The following is a 15,507-nucleotide window of genomic DNA, read 5'->3' as shown; positions in this document are numbered from 1 at the left end:
TCGGGGTGAGGATGGTGGCATGCGGACTCTCGCGACCGTGCTCGCCCCGCTGCAGTCGGGCGCGGCCTACCTGCTGCTGATCCCGTGGGACCTGCGCAACCGGCCGGAGCACCCCGGCGAGCTGATCGAGACGACGCCGGTGCGCACCTGGGCGGTGGTCGTGTTCACGCTGGTGCTGCTGGCGCTGGGGCTGTGGCTCGGCCGCTCGGGCGTGCCGCCCTGGCAGGCGATGCCGCTGGCCGCCGGGGTGCCGTCGGCGCTGCTGCTGGTGTCGTACCTGACCCACCGCACGCCGGACGCGAACCCGTGGCCGCCGGCCTGGGTCTGCTTCACCGTGCTGATGGCGGGCGGGGTGCTGCTCGCCGCTCTGGCCGGACGGTTCTCCGCCCGATGACGGGCGAGGGGGCGGCACAGGCCGATCGACGGCGGAGGGGGAGGGACCAGAGGGGGCGGGGCCGGGACGTCACCGTCCCGGCCCCGCCGTTCTCGCGAGTGGCCCGCTCAGCTGAGCACGATCACCGTGTTGCCGCCCGCCGGAACGGACACCGGTGTGGCGCTCGCCCGGTCGGTGCCGCCCCACCAGTTCCATCCGTCGCTGCCGATCCAGCGGATCTTCACTGTCTGCGGGCCGAGCACCCGGAACGTCGCCCCCTCGGCGAAGTTCTGCTCGGTCCAGCCCGCGCCGGAGATGTCGCCCGCGGCGGCGTTCTCGACCACGATGAAACCGTTGTCCAGCAGGCCCGGGATCTTGACGGTGATCAGGTTGCCCCGGGTCATCTTGTAGTCGTAGGTGGTGGTCTGGCCGGCCGTCACCGTGATCCGCTCGGAGATGAACCGGTTGCCGGTGCCGCCGCTCCACTGCGGAGCGTGGTCCAGCGCCTTGAACAGCAGCGGCCACTGGTACGGCCCGAGGAAGTCGATGGTGTACCGACCGTCCGTGCCGACCTCGACCGAGCCGATCCCGCCGCCGACGTTGAAGCTCTCGTCCAGCACCCGGACCGTGCCGTACTGGATGGTGCCGGTCTTCGTGGTGACCTTGCCGGTGATCGTGCCGGCGCGGTCCATCTTGATCGTCGGCGCGGTGAAGGTCTGCCCGGCGGTGAGGGTGAAGTCACGCGCCTGACCCTGCAGGCCGGTGCCGCCGTTGGCGCCGAGCCACTGCGCGCCATAACCGGGCGCTTCGGCCGGGAAGGCGAACAGCTGCACCTTGCCCGGATCCTCGTTCATGGTGACCTTGCCGTCGGTGCCCGTGAGGTCACCGCAGCCGTCCGGCACCGTCGGGTGGGCCGGCTCGATCGTGACGACGCAGACGCCGGCCAGCGGCCGGCCGGTCGCCTTGTCCACGACCTTGACGGTCAACTTGGCCTGCGGGGTCAGCAGCAGCGTGACCGTGGACTGCTGGCCCGCGGTGATGGTGACCGGGACGTCCGCCGACGCGTAACCGCTGGCCCACGAGTTCACCAGGTAGTCCCCGGCCCGCAGGTCGGCGAAGGTGACCACGCCGTTGTCGGTGTCCGCCGAGTTGTTGCCGACGTACACCGAGAACGTGTCGATCGCGGCTCCGGTGAGCGCGTTCTTGGCCGTCACCCGCAGGCTGCCGCTGGGCAGCTTGACGTCGTCGACCACGGTGTTCTGGCCGGCCGTGACGGTGACCCGGTCGGCGGAGCCGAAGCTGGTCTTGCCGTGCGCCCACTGGTCGACGCCGTTCCCGCCGTCGAACCGCACCACGTACTGGGCCGTGGGCAGCTCGGGGAAGGAGTAGCCGCCGTCCGCGTCGGTGGTGGCCGAGGCGTCCAGCCAGTTGCCGTCGGCGTACTGCAGGCCGACCTGCACGTCGGCCAGCCCGTTGCCGCCCGCGTCGGTGAAGTGCCCGGAGAGCGACCCGGTCGGCAGCAGCTGCTGGTTCACCGTGCGCACGTTGCCGGCCGTCACCGCGACGGACCCGGCTGCCTGCTCGGTCCACACGTTCGGGTACCACTGCTGCAGGCCGGACTCGCGGGTCACGCGCACCCGCCAGTCGCCGACGAACACGCCGTCGATGAGGTAGGAGCCGTCGGCTTCGGTGCGTGCGCTCGGGCCGTAGCTGCCGTCGGTCCCGAACAGCTGGACCTCGGCGCCGAAGACGGGGCCGCCGTCGACGGCGGTGATCCGGCCGGCCACGCTGCCGGTCGGCAGTTTGGTGTCGTTCACGGTGACCGACTGGCCGACGGCGACGTCGAAGAACGTGCCGTCGCCGTTGTCGCGCTTGCCGTACGCCCACTGGGAGGTGCCGTTGCCGAACTGGAACTGCACCTGGTAGCGGCCGGCGTGCACGCCGAGCGTGTAGTTGCCGTCCGAGGTCCAGGTGGAGGAGCTCAGTCCGGTCTCGCTCTGCGCGCTGACCCACGCGCTGAGGCCGTTGCCGTCGGCGTCGGCCAGGCGCCCGGTGATGCTTCCGTACGGGAGCAGGGTCTCGTCGGCCGTGGTGACACCCCCGGCGGTGACCGGGATCTGGGCCGCCTCGTCCCAGGTGCGGGCGTTGTGGGCGTACTGCTCCGGGTGGCCCGCGGCCTGGAACTGAACGACGTACGAGCCGGGCGTCAGCCCGGTGATCTCGTACCGTCCGGTCGCGTCGGTGGTGGCCGAGCCCCATCCGTCGCCGTATGCGTTGACCTGGGCGTCGGCGACGGGTTGGCCGTTGTCGGTGAGGTGTCCGGTGATGGTGCCGGTGTCCGGATCGGCGTGGGCAGGCGCGGACAACCCCATGGTGGCGATCGTCGCGGCGAGCAGCACGAGTCCGAGCCGGCGCAGTGGTGTCCTGCGCATGTGGTCCTCGACTGGTGAGAAGGAGGGGATGAACACAGCGCGGGGAAGTCCCCGTGCGCGACACGGTATCCGTTTTGCTCAAGGCCGTGGGGGCACGGTATTCTTCTGCGTCGGTGGTCATCGGGGAAACCCGGAGACCGCCATGGAGGCTTCGCCTAGTTCGGTCTATGGCGCCGCACTGCTAATGCGGTTGGGGTCTTAAAGCCCCTCCCGGGTTCGAATCCCGGAGCCTCCGCGCAGGACCACCTGAACGACCGGGAATCCGGCCGTGTATGCTGATCCCGCACCGAGCGCCCGTAGCTCAATGGATAGAGCATCTGACTACGGATCAGAAGGTTAGGGGTTCGAGTCCCTTCGGGCGCACGTAGGCCCCCCTGAGCAGCAATGTTCAGGGGGGCGTTTGCGTTTCCGGCCTGAGGCGCGGTGTCCGGGCCAGGCGGGTGCGCGGCCGGATCCGGCGCACACGCCGTCGCGCCCGCACCACCGTGGCGGCGCGGGCGTGCAGGCGTCGGAGGGTCAGTCCTTGCGGTTGGGGTCCTTGACGAAGACTCCGTCCCCTTGGCGTCCCTCGATCAGGCCCTCAGCCTTGAGCACCAGCATCGCGCCGCGGACCGAACCGTAGCTGATCTGGTACTCCTCTCGGATCTGGCTGATGGACGGCAGTTTGTCGCCCGGCTTCAGCTCCCCCGAGCGGATCTTCTCGCGGATGGCGTTAGCCAGCCGTTCGTACTTCGCGGTCATACCATCTCCCATGGCTCGCTTCAGTAGTAGATCACCGTCACTCGCCCCGAATCAACTCTTCAGCTGGATATCTAGACATAGTCAACTAGCTCGTTTATGGTGATGGCGGTCTCTCTCCCATGGCTCGCACCCCACGGGAAGAGAGATCGATGGTGTGCCGACTGCTGCGAGGGACGCGTAGGCGGTACGCCGGGCGCGGCGGACGCATCCGGGTTGGTGTGAGCCGCCGCGCCCTCCATCGCGCGCCCGGCTCGGCCGTCCGAATTGCATGGTCGGATGTCTATATATGATCCAGTCGGCGTCCGTACCTGGCCATTCGGTCGAGGGGAACCCGCTGCGCACAGCACCGTTACCAAACCGTTACTGATCGGTAAATCTCGACGGTGTGTGATCGCGACCACCCATGAATCGGGCGTCTCGGAAGAAAACCGAGATCGCTGATGACGATGCGTAGGCGTCGTGATGGCAACACGCCACCGACTGTTACTGGTCAGTAGCTTGCCACTTGTGGTCCGCGTCATAAGGCGGAAACATCGTCGGCACCCCGGCGCGGCCTCACCCTGCGCACGGCGAAGACAGACCCCGCAGGCGGAGCGCCGCGGGACGAAACCATCGCGAGGAGGTTCCTGTGAAGGACTCGCAAGGCAATCTGGTACTGGGGCGTACCAGATGGCGGCGCTTCGCCGCCGTGGTGATCCCGGCGACCATCGCGGTCTCCGGCCTGATGGCCGGCGTGGCCAACGGCGCCGTCCCGGTCACCTTCCACGTCTCCGGGCAGACCGCCAAGATCTCGGCGGACGCCCTGGTGGCCAACGGCTTCAGCCAGTACGGCAGCGTGGTCTTCGAGAAGAACGGCACGCCGCACCCGGTGGCGATGTCGGCGATCAAGGACGCGACGCTGACCAACCTGTGCCAGTCGGTCACCACGCCCATCCCGGGCCTGGGCAACGTCACGCTCTTCATCCGGGCCGGCCGTGAGGACGGCGCGCCGGTGAAGGCGAGCAACCTGCTCATCGGCATGGACAGCCTGGAGGGCGACGCCGTCTTCACCAACATCAACATCGGTGCGGACGCCTCCGAGCTGACCGCCGGCGGCCCTCACCACGGGCAGGCCGGACTGTTCGGCCAGGAGGCCGACAAGGCCGAGATCCAGGGCGTGAAGCAGATCGCCCGGTTGACCCAGGCCGGCACGTTCGCGCTGAACGGGCTGTCGCTGACGGTCTCCATGGACAGCACGGGCTGCTTCGCTGGCTGAGCTGTTGACCGGGGACGTGTTGGCTAGGCACGTTCCCGGTCTCCCGGATTCTTGGAGGCACCCGTGACCCTGTGGCAACGGTTCAGCGCCTGGCGGCGCAGCCGGCCCTTCTGGGGTGGTCTGCTGGCCGTGCTGGCCGGCGTGGAGATCATCGCCACCACGAAGATGACCCTGGACGGGGCCACCCTCAGCGTGGGCATCAACGGCTTCCAGGCGCTGCTCATCCCGCTGATGCTGGTGCTGGCCGGGCTGCTGGCCTGGTTCACGCCCGCGCAGCGGATGTTCTACGGCCTGATCGCCGTGTTCGTCGCGATCTACTCACTGCTCGCGGTGAACCTGGGCGGCTGGTTCCTCGGGACGCTGCTCGGCATCGCCGGCGGCGGCCTGATCTTCGCGTGGAACCCGGCCGAGCCGGGCGGCGACGCGGCGGACGGCGGCGAGCCGGAGCCCGACGGCGACCAGCACGCGGACATGGACGGCCTGCTCGACGGGCCGATGACGGACACCCTGCCGCAAGCGGTGAACCCGCTGCGCGACGGTGTGCCCGGCCCCCGGCAGCCCGCCGCCGACGAGACCGTCGTCGACGAGCGCCGGGGCGGCCCGCGCCACGCCGCCATGGTGATCGCCGTGGCGACGCTGGCGACCAGCGCACTCAGCCTGGTCGTCGCACAGCAGCCCGCGCGTGCCGCGGACTGCGGCACCACCCAGACGGCGGCCCGGACCGGGCCGGTACGCGAGATCATCGGCGGCATCGTCGAGGCGGTCGGCGGCCTGCTCGGCGCCGACCAGGCATCGCCGAGCGCGTCGCCGTCGGCATCGCCGTCACCGGAGCCGTGCCCCTCGCCGGAGCCGTCGCCGACCGGGGGGCCGAAGCCGTCGGCCTCCCCGAAGCCGGAGCCCTCCGGCAGCTTGTCGCCGAGCGGGACGGCCTCGCCCGACCCGACCGGCAGCCCCACCCCGTCGCCCGCGCCGACGCTCAAGGCCGCCCGCGGCCAGCAGCCGGTCGCCGAGCGCCCCGCGCTCATGACCGGCAGCCGGGTGACGATGTACGGGCTCACCTTCGACGGGATCGTGGAACTGCCCACGAAGGACGGCGGGACCGTGCGGACCCTCCGGTTCTCCATGGACAAGTCGGACACCAACGACTTCCGGCTGCGGGTGTACGGCAAGGACAGCTGGGTCACCGACATCACCACGCCCAAGCTCACGGTGGAGGGCGACCGGGTGTACTTCTACACCAGCCGGTTCCGGGGCAAGGCCCTCGGCGTGCTGGACGTGGACTACTCGCCGGACGAGCCGCCGCTGCTGACGCCGCCGCTGGTCTTCTTCACCGACCCGGTGATCGACCTGGTGTACGTCGACTCGCCCAAGCTGCGGGCGCCCGACATAAAAATCGACGAGCACAAGATCTGAGCACAAGTGCGAAGGCCCCCGGCCGCGGAGCGCTCCGCGGCCGGGGGCCTTCGTCGTGGGTGAGAGTGGATCAGCCGGCGACGACGGTGTCGAGCGCGATCTCGACCATCTGCGAGAACGTCTGCTCACGCTCCTGCGCCGTGGTGGCCTCGCCGCGCTTGATGTGGTCGCTGACGGTGAGGATGGTCAGCGCCCGCGCGTCGTAGCGGGCCGCGATCGTGTACAGCGCCGCCGACTCCATCTCCACCGCGAGCACGCCGTAGTCGGCGAGGGTGTCGTACAGGTCGGGGCGGTCGGTGTAGAAGGCGTCCGCGGCCAGGATCGGGCCGACGCGCATGGTGATGCCGCGCTGCTCGGCCACCTCGACGGCCTTGCGCAGCAGCTCGAAGTTGGCCACGGGCGCGTAGTCGATCAGGCCGTCGAAGCGCATCCGGTTCATGTTCGAGTCGGTGCTCGACCCGATCGCGGCGACCACGTCGCGCAGGTTCAGCGACTCGGCCAGGGCTCCGCAGGAACCCACCCGGATCAGCGTCTTCACGCCGTACTCGTTGATCAGCTCGTGGGCGTAGATGGAGGCCGAGGGCATGCCCATCCCGGAGCCCTGCACGGAGACCCGGGTGCCCTGGTAGGTGCCGGTGAAACCGAACATGTTGCGCACCGTCGAGTAGCACTTGGCGTCCTCGAGGTAGTTCTCCGCGATCCATTTGGCCCGAAGCGGGTCGCCCGGCATGAGGACCCGGTCCGCGATCTCACCAGGCTTGGCGCCGATATGCGTACTCATGACGCGATCTTCCCACGTGGCCGCAGGGCCCCGGCGGCAGATCAGGCCCCGGACGGCCGCACCAGCTCGATCTGCTCGCGCATCCCGGTGAACTCGGCCCGCGCCTGCTCGACGGTCGAGGAGTACCAGAGGATCCAGCCGTAGCTCTCCCGGTCGGCCCAGCCGCACGCCGGCAGCACCTTGCCGAGTTCGGGGACCCGCACCGTGCCGCAGGCGGCGCGTCCGCCGAGTGGGCCGGGCGGCACGTCGGCGCTGCCGAGCACCGGGAAGCCCTGCTCGGCCATCCCGGCGAACAGGTTGTCGAACGCGACCTCTTCACTCGCGAAACCACCCACCTGGGCGTACATGAGCAGCCCGTACTCGCCGTCCGCACCGCGGTAGAAGCTGCCGGTCCGGTGCACCCCCTCCTTCAGGAGCAGGTCGGGCAGAGCCTTGAGCAAGGTCTCCACGTGACGCGTGTCGTCCATCCGGGGACGGCCGCCGAGCACCGGCGGGGCGATCACCGAAATCTGCCGCGGTTCCGGCTCGGCGAGCACGGCCCGGGCCGTCAGCGCCGCTCCCACAGCGCCTGCCAGCAGGCCGCCGACCACGAGCCCCACGATCACGGCGGTGCGCCGGGAACGCCGCGCGGGCGGCGGCGCGGGGGAGTCGGGCAGGGCGGACTCGGGTACAGCGGTCTCAGACATGGTGCTCTTTCGGGGCGGGTAAAGGAGAACGCCCGGCTGTCCGTGAAGGACTGCCGGGCGTTCTGCCGTTGGCGGTGGCGGAGGGATTTGAACCCTCGGAGGAGTTACCCCCTCACACGCTTTCGAGGCGTGCTCCTTAGGCCGCTCGGACACGCCACCGCCGAAGACTCTACACGAGGGTTCAGCAGGCCCCGAAACCGGTATTGAAGAGTCGGGTCAGGTACTCCCCGTAACCGGCCACGGCCTTCTGCACGGTGGTCCCGTCGTGCAGGAACAGGTAGCCGCGGTCGCCCTCGGTGACCAGCAACCCGTCGAAGCGGTGGCTGCCGGCGGGCGCGGTCAGCACCTGCGCCTTCGGGTAGGCGGCCCGTGCCTCCTGCACGGTGCTGCCGGTGTGCACGCCCTCCGGGGTGCGCAGCGGCGCGTCGAACCACATCATGACCAGCCGGTCGTCGGCGGCGAAGACGAGATTGCCCTGCGGCATGCCGGTGACCTGGGTGCTGCAGCCGGTGCGTGCCTTGTCCAGGCGGTGTTCGAGGTCGGCGCGCTTGGCCCCGAAACGCACGTCGCGTACACCCTGCAGGTGCACGATGTCCGGGCCCTGGACCACCGGCGTGGCGCTGACGACCGGCGCCTGCTCGGGCACGGCCGGCGACTGGGCCGTCTGGGCGCACGCGCCACCCAGCATCATCACTGTCGCGAGGGCGAAAGCTCCGCGCATGGCTGTCCCCCTAAAGACACCGGCCTGTGAGGCGACTCCCACCGGGGGTGAGGTCGTGCCCTCGACTATACGACTACATTCCGTAACTGCCACTTCACGCTGAGGCTTTCTCGGGTCCGCTGGTTGACATATACATCCACTCACGCGCGGTTTTATGTATCACGAATACCTTCGAACAGGCACCAATCGGGCAGGCGATCGCGGTAAAGATTTTTCATGGCCACCGGCGAGGGAGGCCTGACCTAGGGACAACGGACGGTCGGTTTCGGCCGCTATGGTCTCGGCGCTGACGGAGGTCCCACATCACCCCGTGCGCGTGCTCCGTTCACCACTCACCTCGCGAGGACGCATGCGCAGTCATCTGCTGCGCCGGGTCGGGATCATGCTGCTCGCCGCGACGGTCGCCACCCCGGTGTCGATCCCGGCGACCGGGGAGAAGGTCGTCGTCTACCCGGACAGCTGACCCGGATACGCCAGGAGCCCGGATCGTGGTGATCCGGGCTCCTGCACGTTGCTGCTCAGTGAGCGGAGGATACGAGATTCGAACTCGTGAGGGTTTTATCCCAACACGCTTTCCAATGCTGTGGTCTGCTGTTCGGCGCGATGCGCTAGAGGATTTTCGCAGGTACCTGCAACTCCATGAACGCGGTTGAACGGCCCCGGACGACGCTGAATGAGACCAACTTTGAGACCAGCCGCAAGTGTAGGGCTAGATCAAGCCAGATAGATTCAGGCTGGTGACTGTGATGGCTGAGAGCATGGCCACCGCGCCGAGGAGCACGATCTTGCCGCGTGCAATCGCGGTTCTGTCGTACTCCGTGACGAGGTATGGGGCCATGACAAGCAGGACCACGAACAGGCCCAGGTAGATCAGCGTTCCCAAGATGCCGAGCAGTAGCGGAATCGCGAAGATTGCCACGGCCGGCTTGGTTGCTGGCCTCACGTCAGCGAAATAGATGACAAGCCATGCAATTACTTCGAAGACCAGCGAAATCACGGCCGTCGCAACGACGAAGCCGGTCAGAACGCCAAGGTTCCCGTAGGAATCTTCGTCGGGCTCCTCGTCATCTGGCGCTGCGCGGTTGGCGGTCTTGCTGCCAGACCTTCCCAGTAACACCGTGACGCCCCCTCCTCCGGTTGCGGCCTGTGCGGCAACGGGCCGGAAGAGGCTTACCGCTTGGAGTAGCGCCGCCGCTGCGCCCACTGCGCCTGCTAGCGCGCTTAACCATGTCAAGACCATAGCCACGCCTGCAGGATGGCATCACCGGGCAAGTTGATCATTCACCGGCGGGGCACTTTAGTCGTCAACATCATTACCCGGCAGGCTCAGAGGCTTTCAAGACGGAACCCTGAACCGTCTTTGAGCTGCGGGAGTGTTGATCCATTCGACAATCTGTCCGTGCACGGTCCCTGAGTGAGTGGTACCAAAAACTGCGAACGCGATATATGACCAAGTTGATGATGTATCTTTCCCGCGTCCTTTGCCGGAGGACAAAGGTGTGCCGCCCGTGTTGACCAGTAACGCGGATGCAGACAGGGGCACGCGGCTCGTACGCTCAGGCTGTGTCCAATACTTTCAAGGAAACGTGCCCGCATTGCGGCGCATACGCCATGTTCAAGATCGTATGGGAGTCCGGACAGGGCGTACGTTGGGGTACGGATACCGCGGTTCCCCTGGCCGCGGAATGTGCTGCCTGCCTGTACCCGGTCGCATGCTTGTTCACACCCTACGGACGTCGGCTACAGCTATGGCCCAAGAAGGTTAGCGGCAAAGACTTCCTCGATGTCCCGAACCACATCGCCAGCGCCGCAGATGAAGCACATCGCTCACTGTCTATGAATCTCAATCGCGCTGCCGTTCTCTTGGCGAGAGCGGTTGTGGAGGCTACCGCCAAAGAGAAGGGCGTAACCTCCGGTACCCTCGCCACGAAGATCGATGTCTTGTATGACCGGCGACTCATCCGCGAGCACGTCAAGGAAGGTGCCCACGAAATCCGCTTCCTTGGAAACGAGATGGCGCATGGGGACTTTGCAGATGAAGTTAGCGACGAAGACGCCACGGTGACGCTCGTGCTCATGGATGAGATCCTGCTTGAGGTCTTTCAGTCCCCCGCGCGCGTTTCCAAGGCTCGAGAGGCAAGACTTGCAAAGACCCCCCAGACATCGTGATCAACGCGGACAAACGACCACGTTGATTAAGTACCCGCTCCTGTGCTCTACGGTCTGAACCTTTGCTGAAACACAGGGGGCGCTGCTCTGTGTTTCAGCAAAGGTTCAGACCGTGCAACGTCGCCGCCGCAACCGGTCGCGAAGCGTCCGAAGGAATGAGGCTCGCGAAGCGAGTCCCCCTTAGTCCTCGTCTTGCCAATAGGACCGGCCAGGCGGTGACACGATGACAACCGGGCCCTCCAGGCCGCACCTGCCCAGCTCAAGCCCTTCCGAAGCTTGTCACCGCTTGCCGGTGACAAGCGGTGACAACGGTGACAGCGAAGATCGACAGTCCCGGGCGGTTTGGTTGGCCGATATGAACGTTGCGCGCGCCGCCCTCGCCCGGCCCGTTTGATCTCCGGTTGCCGCACAGGTTCGCCATTGGCGGTGCAAGCCAATCAGCGCTAGCGCTACGGACGAGCCTGATAGACGTTCTGTTCCTTTAGGGTTTCAGCCGATATAAGACCGTTAGCCATCGCCTTCATCAGGACATACGGCTGTAGTAACGGGTTGAGAAACCTATACCGGAATTTGTGGCTAGTGCCACGCTTATGCAGAATCGGTCCCCGCGTTACCTCGCAGAAGTCAGTTAAATGCCGCACGAAGGCCGGGATTTGATAGTTCTTCCCGGTGACCATCTGAAGAGGTTCTCTAACGTCTGAGGGCGCAAAGAATCCCAAGTCGTCACACTTAGCGAGAGCACATGCAGTTAGAACTTTTTCGTAAAGATGCTCTCGCTGAGGGCTTGTCGTTGCGGCATGATAGAGGCTCTTGATGCTTTGCTGTGCGCCTGCTACCGCCTGCGCGATTGCCTCCCTGACGTCTTCCACGCGAATCCGCTTCCGACCGCCGGACGCCGCACTTCTCGCAGCTTTCTGAGCGAGCAGATGAGTGTAGTGTGGAAGGCCCTGCGAAAGCCTGACCAGTTGGCTAATTGCGGCGGGCTCAGCAGTCATCTCTGCAGCTCTCAGGCCCGTCTTTACGATGTCCTGCAATTCTTCGGAGTTCATTCTGGGCATAAGAATTTGTACGAGGTTACGTCCAATCGACTCGTGCTCCATGATGAGCTCGTCGACCGTGTCGGCAACACCCACGAAAATAATCGTCGCGCGCACATTGTAGTCGGACAAAGCTTTCACGGTGTTAGCGAAAAGCGTCTTTGTCATATCATCGAGAACTGTGTCGAACTCGTCAATGAATACGACTACACTGTGGGCCTTAGCCAATATTGTAAGGCCGTCCACTGCCTCGCGGGGGCCGACCTCCATAGCCCCTAAGGCCTCAGCCGCCCGTTCAATCGCTTTAACCGAACCGGTCGGCAATTCACCGGACTCATGCATCCGACTCAGAGCGTCGACAAACTTTCCCCAAATCGAAGCAAAATTGTCAGTAACATCGCAATTTATCTTTACTGCGACAAACTGCCTACTGTTTGCGAGGGCACTCCTGCAAACTGATGCCAGGCTGGTCTTACCCACCCCTCGTTCGCCGTAGACGACACCGTGTTGACCGTCCGTGGTAGCAATTTCAACGAGACTTTGAAGCTGTGCAATGCGCCCAGCAAATAAATCGCGATCATCGATTGGTACTGAGGGCCGGAAGACACGGTTAATCCTGGCGACCATCGAAAGAAAGTCGTGATCGGGGTGGGACTTCGCTTGACCCACGCAGGCCTCCTAAGTAGGTACTTGCCGCTCGGCTGGCGGACGTGCCGACAGTCGCACATGTCGAGACAGGACACAACGCAGATGCCCACGTAGTCAACGAGAGTAGCGGTATGCTCGTGGGTTCCCTGGCGTCGACCCGACAGACTACCCAGCAGTAGCTTAGGCTTCCCCTTGATTTCTTGCCCTAGCCTACGTTTATCCAGGTCCGCGGCGGCGGAGGCGCAGCCACGCGCCTCAGCCGGCCAACCGCGTAGGTCAGTAGATAGGGCGCTTGGGTAGCGACCAGCCGCCGCGCGCCGGCCACGTCGCGAACGCCCGCCAGCAGCATGTGTCCCGATGACTAACGCACTGCACAGCGCAAACGCGCCGAGCTTCGTCTCTCCGGACAACCGCAGCAACCCCACGCTTGCGCCGCCCCAGGCCCGCAGGCGGCCAGCGTGAACGCGAGGGCCGCCAGCGGCGGCCCTCGCATGCCCTCCTTGAAGCTGTCTTGATCTCCATATGGAAGTCCTAGATCAGTGGATCCAGCTCACGGCCTCCACGAGCAGCGCCATTCCGCGTGGGCCACTAGCGATTGCGGCGGCTCCAGCGCGCCTCAGCACTTCGCTCTTCCCCTCCTTGTTCGCGAAGCCGATGCCCCACACGCCGGTTGCCACCGACACCTCCATATCCGTGCGTGAGTCACCTACAAGCACAGCGGCTTCGGCAGGCTCGCCGAGCCGGTCTAGGGCACTCAGTACGGACCAGGGGTGCGGCTTCATCAGATCCGGACGGGCGTGCGCTCGGCCAACAATCGGGCCGATGGCAGACCTGATCTGGTGCCTTTCCAGATACGCCTCTACCGCCTCTGCCGAGTTGTTGCTGACGATCGCGATCTTCTTGCTGGCCGCGACAGCCGCGCGCACGAATTCGATGGCGTAGGGCGTTGGCGCGGCCAGGGCCACGGCTTCAATCTCCGCCAACCGGAAGCGGTCATCAACTGCTGTAACGGTGGGGTCCCCCAGTGTGGCCGCGAACCGCAGCACTTCGAGTGGATCATTCTGGGGTTCTACTGCGGCTGGGACCTCGAAACCCAACCTGCGAATTTCCTCCCTGAGCACGTCTGAGACGGTCATGTCCGTGATGCCGGAAAACACGCCACACACCGGTCCGTCGAAGTCGAGCAGGATGGCGCGAGAACGGCCGAGGATTTCGGCTGCTACCTGAACCTCGCTCACCCGGCCACCTCGCGAGCGATTGTTGACCAGACGGTGTCGAACCAGATTTGCGCCTGCTCGATGAACTTGGGGTCGGTGGCGGTCGGATCATCCGTCGCCAAGAAGTGCATCAGCGTGGCGTCTTTGCCCATGGCGTCGTAGATCGCCACCTGCTCACCCTTGATGGCAACGACGTGCTCTACGACTGGATAGAAACCGAAGAACGCTTCCTCGCCGTTCAAGATGTAGAGCTTGAACAGCGGTCCGGCTCGATGGAACCGCACTTCGGTGCGAGCCTCCTTGACCAGCCCGAGTGCGCCGAGTTCTGCGACGGTGTCAGCGATGGCTTCAGTGTGTCGTCGCATAATGCGGTTCATTCGCTCCCGGACGCCTTGATCATCTGCGGCGCCCTCGGCGAGGCTCGGTATCGCTGTCGGCTGCGTCATGTCCGGCAGGAGCATGCGGATGACCAGCGAGGTCGGAGTCAGTTGGCCGGCACGAATCTTGTCAAGCGGCTCCGCGAGGATGCCGTGCAGCGTCTCGGCCGCAAAACCCGCAAAGTCGATCGTGACGGTGGGTCGCGTGAACAGATCCTCCACATGGGGCCGAAGGCCGACCGGGCGCTCTGTCTGTGCGCGCACGAACGCGCCGCTGCCCTGTCGCGTGACGATTAGCCGTTCGTCTCGTAGAGCACGGAGCGCGCTCTTTACGGTTTCCCGAGCGACGCCGTAGTGGTCCGCGAGCTCCGATTGAGTAGGCAGGCGATCTCCCGGCCCGAAGCCGCCGCCCCTGATGGCGGCGCGCAGCACGTTCGCAATCTGCTGGGACGCGGGTCGGCCGTCGTCCGGATCGAGGGCACCCAGTCCCTCTAGCTGCGTATTCATGGGTGGGAGCCTACACCTGACTAGCCAAGCTAGAAAAGTTTTGCGGGCGGCGTTGACATGACTAGCCAAGCTGGCCTACCTTCAGCACATCGACGAGTTGGCTAGCCAAGACGGCCAACCGAACCGAAGGCTTGGTAGCCACGGGGGATGACTTCCCGGTGCCCACGACTACCGATGACCGCTCGTTCATTGGCGAACTTCATAGCGACAGGAAAAGGCGCTGGCTACGGCTGTTCCGGCCAACACCCTGCGATGAGCCACACGGTGGCCGACCCCGGTAGATCCCGGGCGAGCGGGGCGAACGAACGGGCGGGCTGGCGCTGATCAAACAGAACATCTGGCCGCTTGTCGGCCGAGTGTTTCGTGCCGGGCGCGGTCCATGTGGCCGCGCCCGGTTGGCACTTGCTCCTACCGCATCTGACCTGGAAGAGGTGGACGTGATGACCCTCGCCGCATCTGTTCGTGTCTCGATCCGTTCGTCGGCCGCGTGGCGTGAGTGCCAGTGCGGTCGCTTGGTGACGCAGCCCTCCGATGACGGTTGCTGCGGCGACTGCCGCAAGCCCCGGTCCCGCCGGCCTCGCCTGCGCTGACGGCTTCCGTGCGGCCCCGGGCACTCGCCCGGCCCGCGCGGTGGCCGCCAACGAGGCGACCGGAAGGGACAGACGACATGACCGTAATGGCCGCGCCGCTGGCCGATGAGGCATCCGCCGAGCTGGACCGGTGGACCGCGAGCTTCACCCCCGACTACACGCCCGCCGAGCTGGCCTACGCCCTGCGGATGACGCTGCGGGTCCTGGCCGGCACGGGCCGCCGTCCTGAGCTGGCCGCCGCGATGCTGGCCGAGCTGGACCGCAGGCACCCTCCCGCGTGGGTCACCGTGATCCGCCCGGACGTGGTGTGGCACCTGGTCAACCGCCACGGCCAGCCCGTGGAGGCGGGCATCTACACCGCCGCCGATGGCGACTCCTTCAAGATCACCCAGGCGCCGGACATGGTGTTCGACAGCAACGACATGCCAGCCCGCGTGCGGCTGCGCTGGCTGCTGCCCGGCGTCGACAAGGTCGCGCCGGATTACCGCTACCTCGAAGAGATGGTGCACGGCTGGCGCTGGGTGCCCGAGCACCTTCCCCGGCACTGAGCTGCCGACAAC

14 protein-coding genes and 3 tRNA genes are annotated in these 15,507 nt (G+C 66.1%); 7 read left to right on the top strand and 10 right to left on the bottom strand.

Features of this window, described 5'->3' with window-relative positions; translation table 11 throughout:
• The first annotated feature begins 19 nt into the window (after positions 1–19).
• Entirely contained in the window at positions 20–394 is a 375-nt protein-coding gene (locus ACFQO7_RS14610; RefSeq protein ID WP_376806837.1) for a hypothetical protein, read from the top strand.
• A gap of 107 nt (positions 395–501) precedes the next feature.
• Here the strand turns inward: ACFQO7_RS14610 and ACFQO7_RS14605 are convergent, their stop codons facing one another.
• Complete coding sequence (locus tag ACFQO7_RS14605; RefSeq protein WP_376806836.1) at positions 502–2,805, bottom strand: carboxypeptidase regulatory-like domain-containing protein; 2,304 nt, start codon at positions 2,803–2,805, stop codon at positions 502–504.
• A gap of 144 nt (positions 2,806–2,949) precedes the next feature.
• Between ACFQO7_RS14605 and ACFQO7_RS14600 the strand changes: the two genes are divergently transcribed.
• Together ACFQO7_RS14600 and ACFQO7_RS14595 are read left to right on the top strand one after the other, a co-directional pair.
• Positions 2,950–3,040 (top strand) — tRNA-Ser (locus tag ACFQO7_RS14600).
• A gap of 55 nt (positions 3,041–3,095) precedes the next feature.
• A tRNA-Arg gene (locus tag ACFQO7_RS14595) sits at positions 3,096–3,168 on the top strand.
• A 153-nt stretch (positions 3,169–3,321) separates the two neighbouring features.
• On the opposite strand, the gene ACFQO7_RS14590 is transcribed toward ACFQO7_RS14595, so the two are convergent.
• Positions 3,322–3,546, bottom strand: coding sequence for a winged helix-turn-helix domain-containing protein (locus tag ACFQO7_RS14590; protein ID WP_144119775.1), 225 nt, complete (start codon positions 3,544–3,546; stop codon positions 3,322–3,324).
• A 628-nt stretch (positions 3,547–4,174) separates the two neighbouring features.
• Here ACFQO7_RS14590 and ACFQO7_RS14585 point away from each other — a divergent pair.
• Entirely contained in the window at positions 4,175–4,801 is a 627-nt protein-coding gene (locus ACFQO7_RS14585) for a DUF6230 family protein (protein WP_360523799.1), read from the top strand.
• 63 nt (positions 4,802–4,864) lie between these two features.
• Entirely contained in the window at positions 4,865–6,214 is a 1,350-nt protein-coding gene (locus ACFQO7_RS14580; RefSeq protein WP_376806835.1) for a DUF6114 domain-containing protein, read from the top strand.
• Positions 6,215–6,284: 70 nt separating this feature from the next.
• Here the strand turns inward: ACFQO7_RS14580 and deoD are convergent, their stop codons facing one another.
• From deoD to ACFQO7_RS14555, 5 genes are all read right to left on the bottom strand, one after another.
• The gene (gene deoD / locus ACFQO7_RS14575) at positions 6,285–6,995 is read right to left on the bottom strand and encodes a purine-nucleoside phosphorylase (RefSeq protein ID WP_203698501.1); all 711 of its coding nucleotides are present in this window, start codon (positions 6,993–6,995) and stop codon (positions 6,285–6,287) included.
• Between the two features lie 41 nt (positions 6,996–7,036).
• Positions 7,037–7,681, bottom strand: a complete 645-nt coding sequence (locus tag ACFQO7_RS14570; protein ID WP_376806834.1) for a hypothetical protein — start codon at positions 7,679–7,681, stop codon at positions 7,037–7,039.
• A 69-nt stretch (positions 7,682–7,750) separates the two neighbouring features.
• A tRNA-Ser gene (locus ACFQO7_RS14565) sits at positions 7,751–7,840 on the bottom strand.
• Positions 7,841–7,862: 22 nt separating this feature from the next.
• The gene (locus tag ACFQO7_RS14560; protein WP_376806833.1) at positions 7,863–8,402 is read right to left on the bottom strand and encodes a hypothetical protein; all 540 of its coding nucleotides are present in this window, start codon (positions 8,400–8,402) and stop codon (positions 7,863–7,865) included.
• Positions 8,403–9,111: 709 nt separating this feature from the next.
• Complete coding sequence (locus ACFQO7_RS14555; RefSeq protein WP_376806832.1) at positions 9,112–9,648, bottom strand: hypothetical protein; 537 nt, start codon at positions 9,646–9,648, stop codon at positions 9,112–9,114.
• A gap of 317 nt (positions 9,649–9,965) precedes the next feature.
• Here ACFQO7_RS14555 and ACFQO7_RS14550 point away from each other — a divergent pair, with 317 nt between their 5' ends.
• Complete coding sequence (locus ACFQO7_RS14550; RefSeq protein ID WP_376806831.1) at positions 9,966–10,571, top strand: DUF4145 domain-containing protein; 606 nt, start codon at positions 9,966–9,968, stop codon at positions 10,569–10,571.
• Between the two features lie 449 nt (positions 10,572–11,020).
• Here ACFQO7_RS14550 and ACFQO7_RS14545 read toward each other — a convergent pair whose 3' ends face one another.
• The 3 genes from ACFQO7_RS14545 to ACFQO7_RS14535 form a co-directional block, all read right to left on the bottom strand.
• Entirely contained in the window at positions 11,021–12,277 is a 1,257-nt protein-coding gene (locus ACFQO7_RS14545) for an AAA family ATPase (RefSeq protein WP_376806830.1), read from the bottom strand.
• Between the two features lie 515 nt (positions 12,278–12,792).
• A complete protein-coding gene (locus ACFQO7_RS14540; protein WP_376806829.1) occupies positions 12,793–13,494 on the bottom strand; it encodes an HAD family hydrolase in 702 nt (233 codons plus the stop codon).
• Positions 13,491–14,357, bottom strand: coding sequence for a winged helix-turn-helix domain-containing protein (locus ACFQO7_RS14535; protein ID WP_376806828.1), 867 nt, complete (start codon positions 14,355–14,357; stop codon positions 13,491–13,493). The genes ACFQO7_RS14540 and ACFQO7_RS14535 overlap by 4 nt, the downstream gene beginning before the upstream one ends.
• Before the next feature lie 667 nt (positions 14,358–15,024).
• Here ACFQO7_RS14535 and ACFQO7_RS14530 point away from each other — a divergent pair.
• On the top strand, positions 15,025–15,495 hold the full coding sequence (locus ACFQO7_RS14530) for a hypothetical protein (RefSeq protein ID WP_376806827.1): 471 nt from the start codon (positions 15,025–15,027) through the stop codon (positions 15,493–15,495).
• Positions 15,496–15,507: the final 12 nt, after the last annotated feature.

The sequence above is a fragment of the Catellatospora aurea genome (assembly GCF_042663325.1).
GTDB lineage: Bacteria > Actinomycetota > Actinomycetes > Mycobacteriales > Micromonosporaceae > Catellatospora > Catellatospora aurea.
Note: the sequence above shows the minus strand (reverse complement) of the source record. Positions and strands in the feature narration are given on the sequence as shown.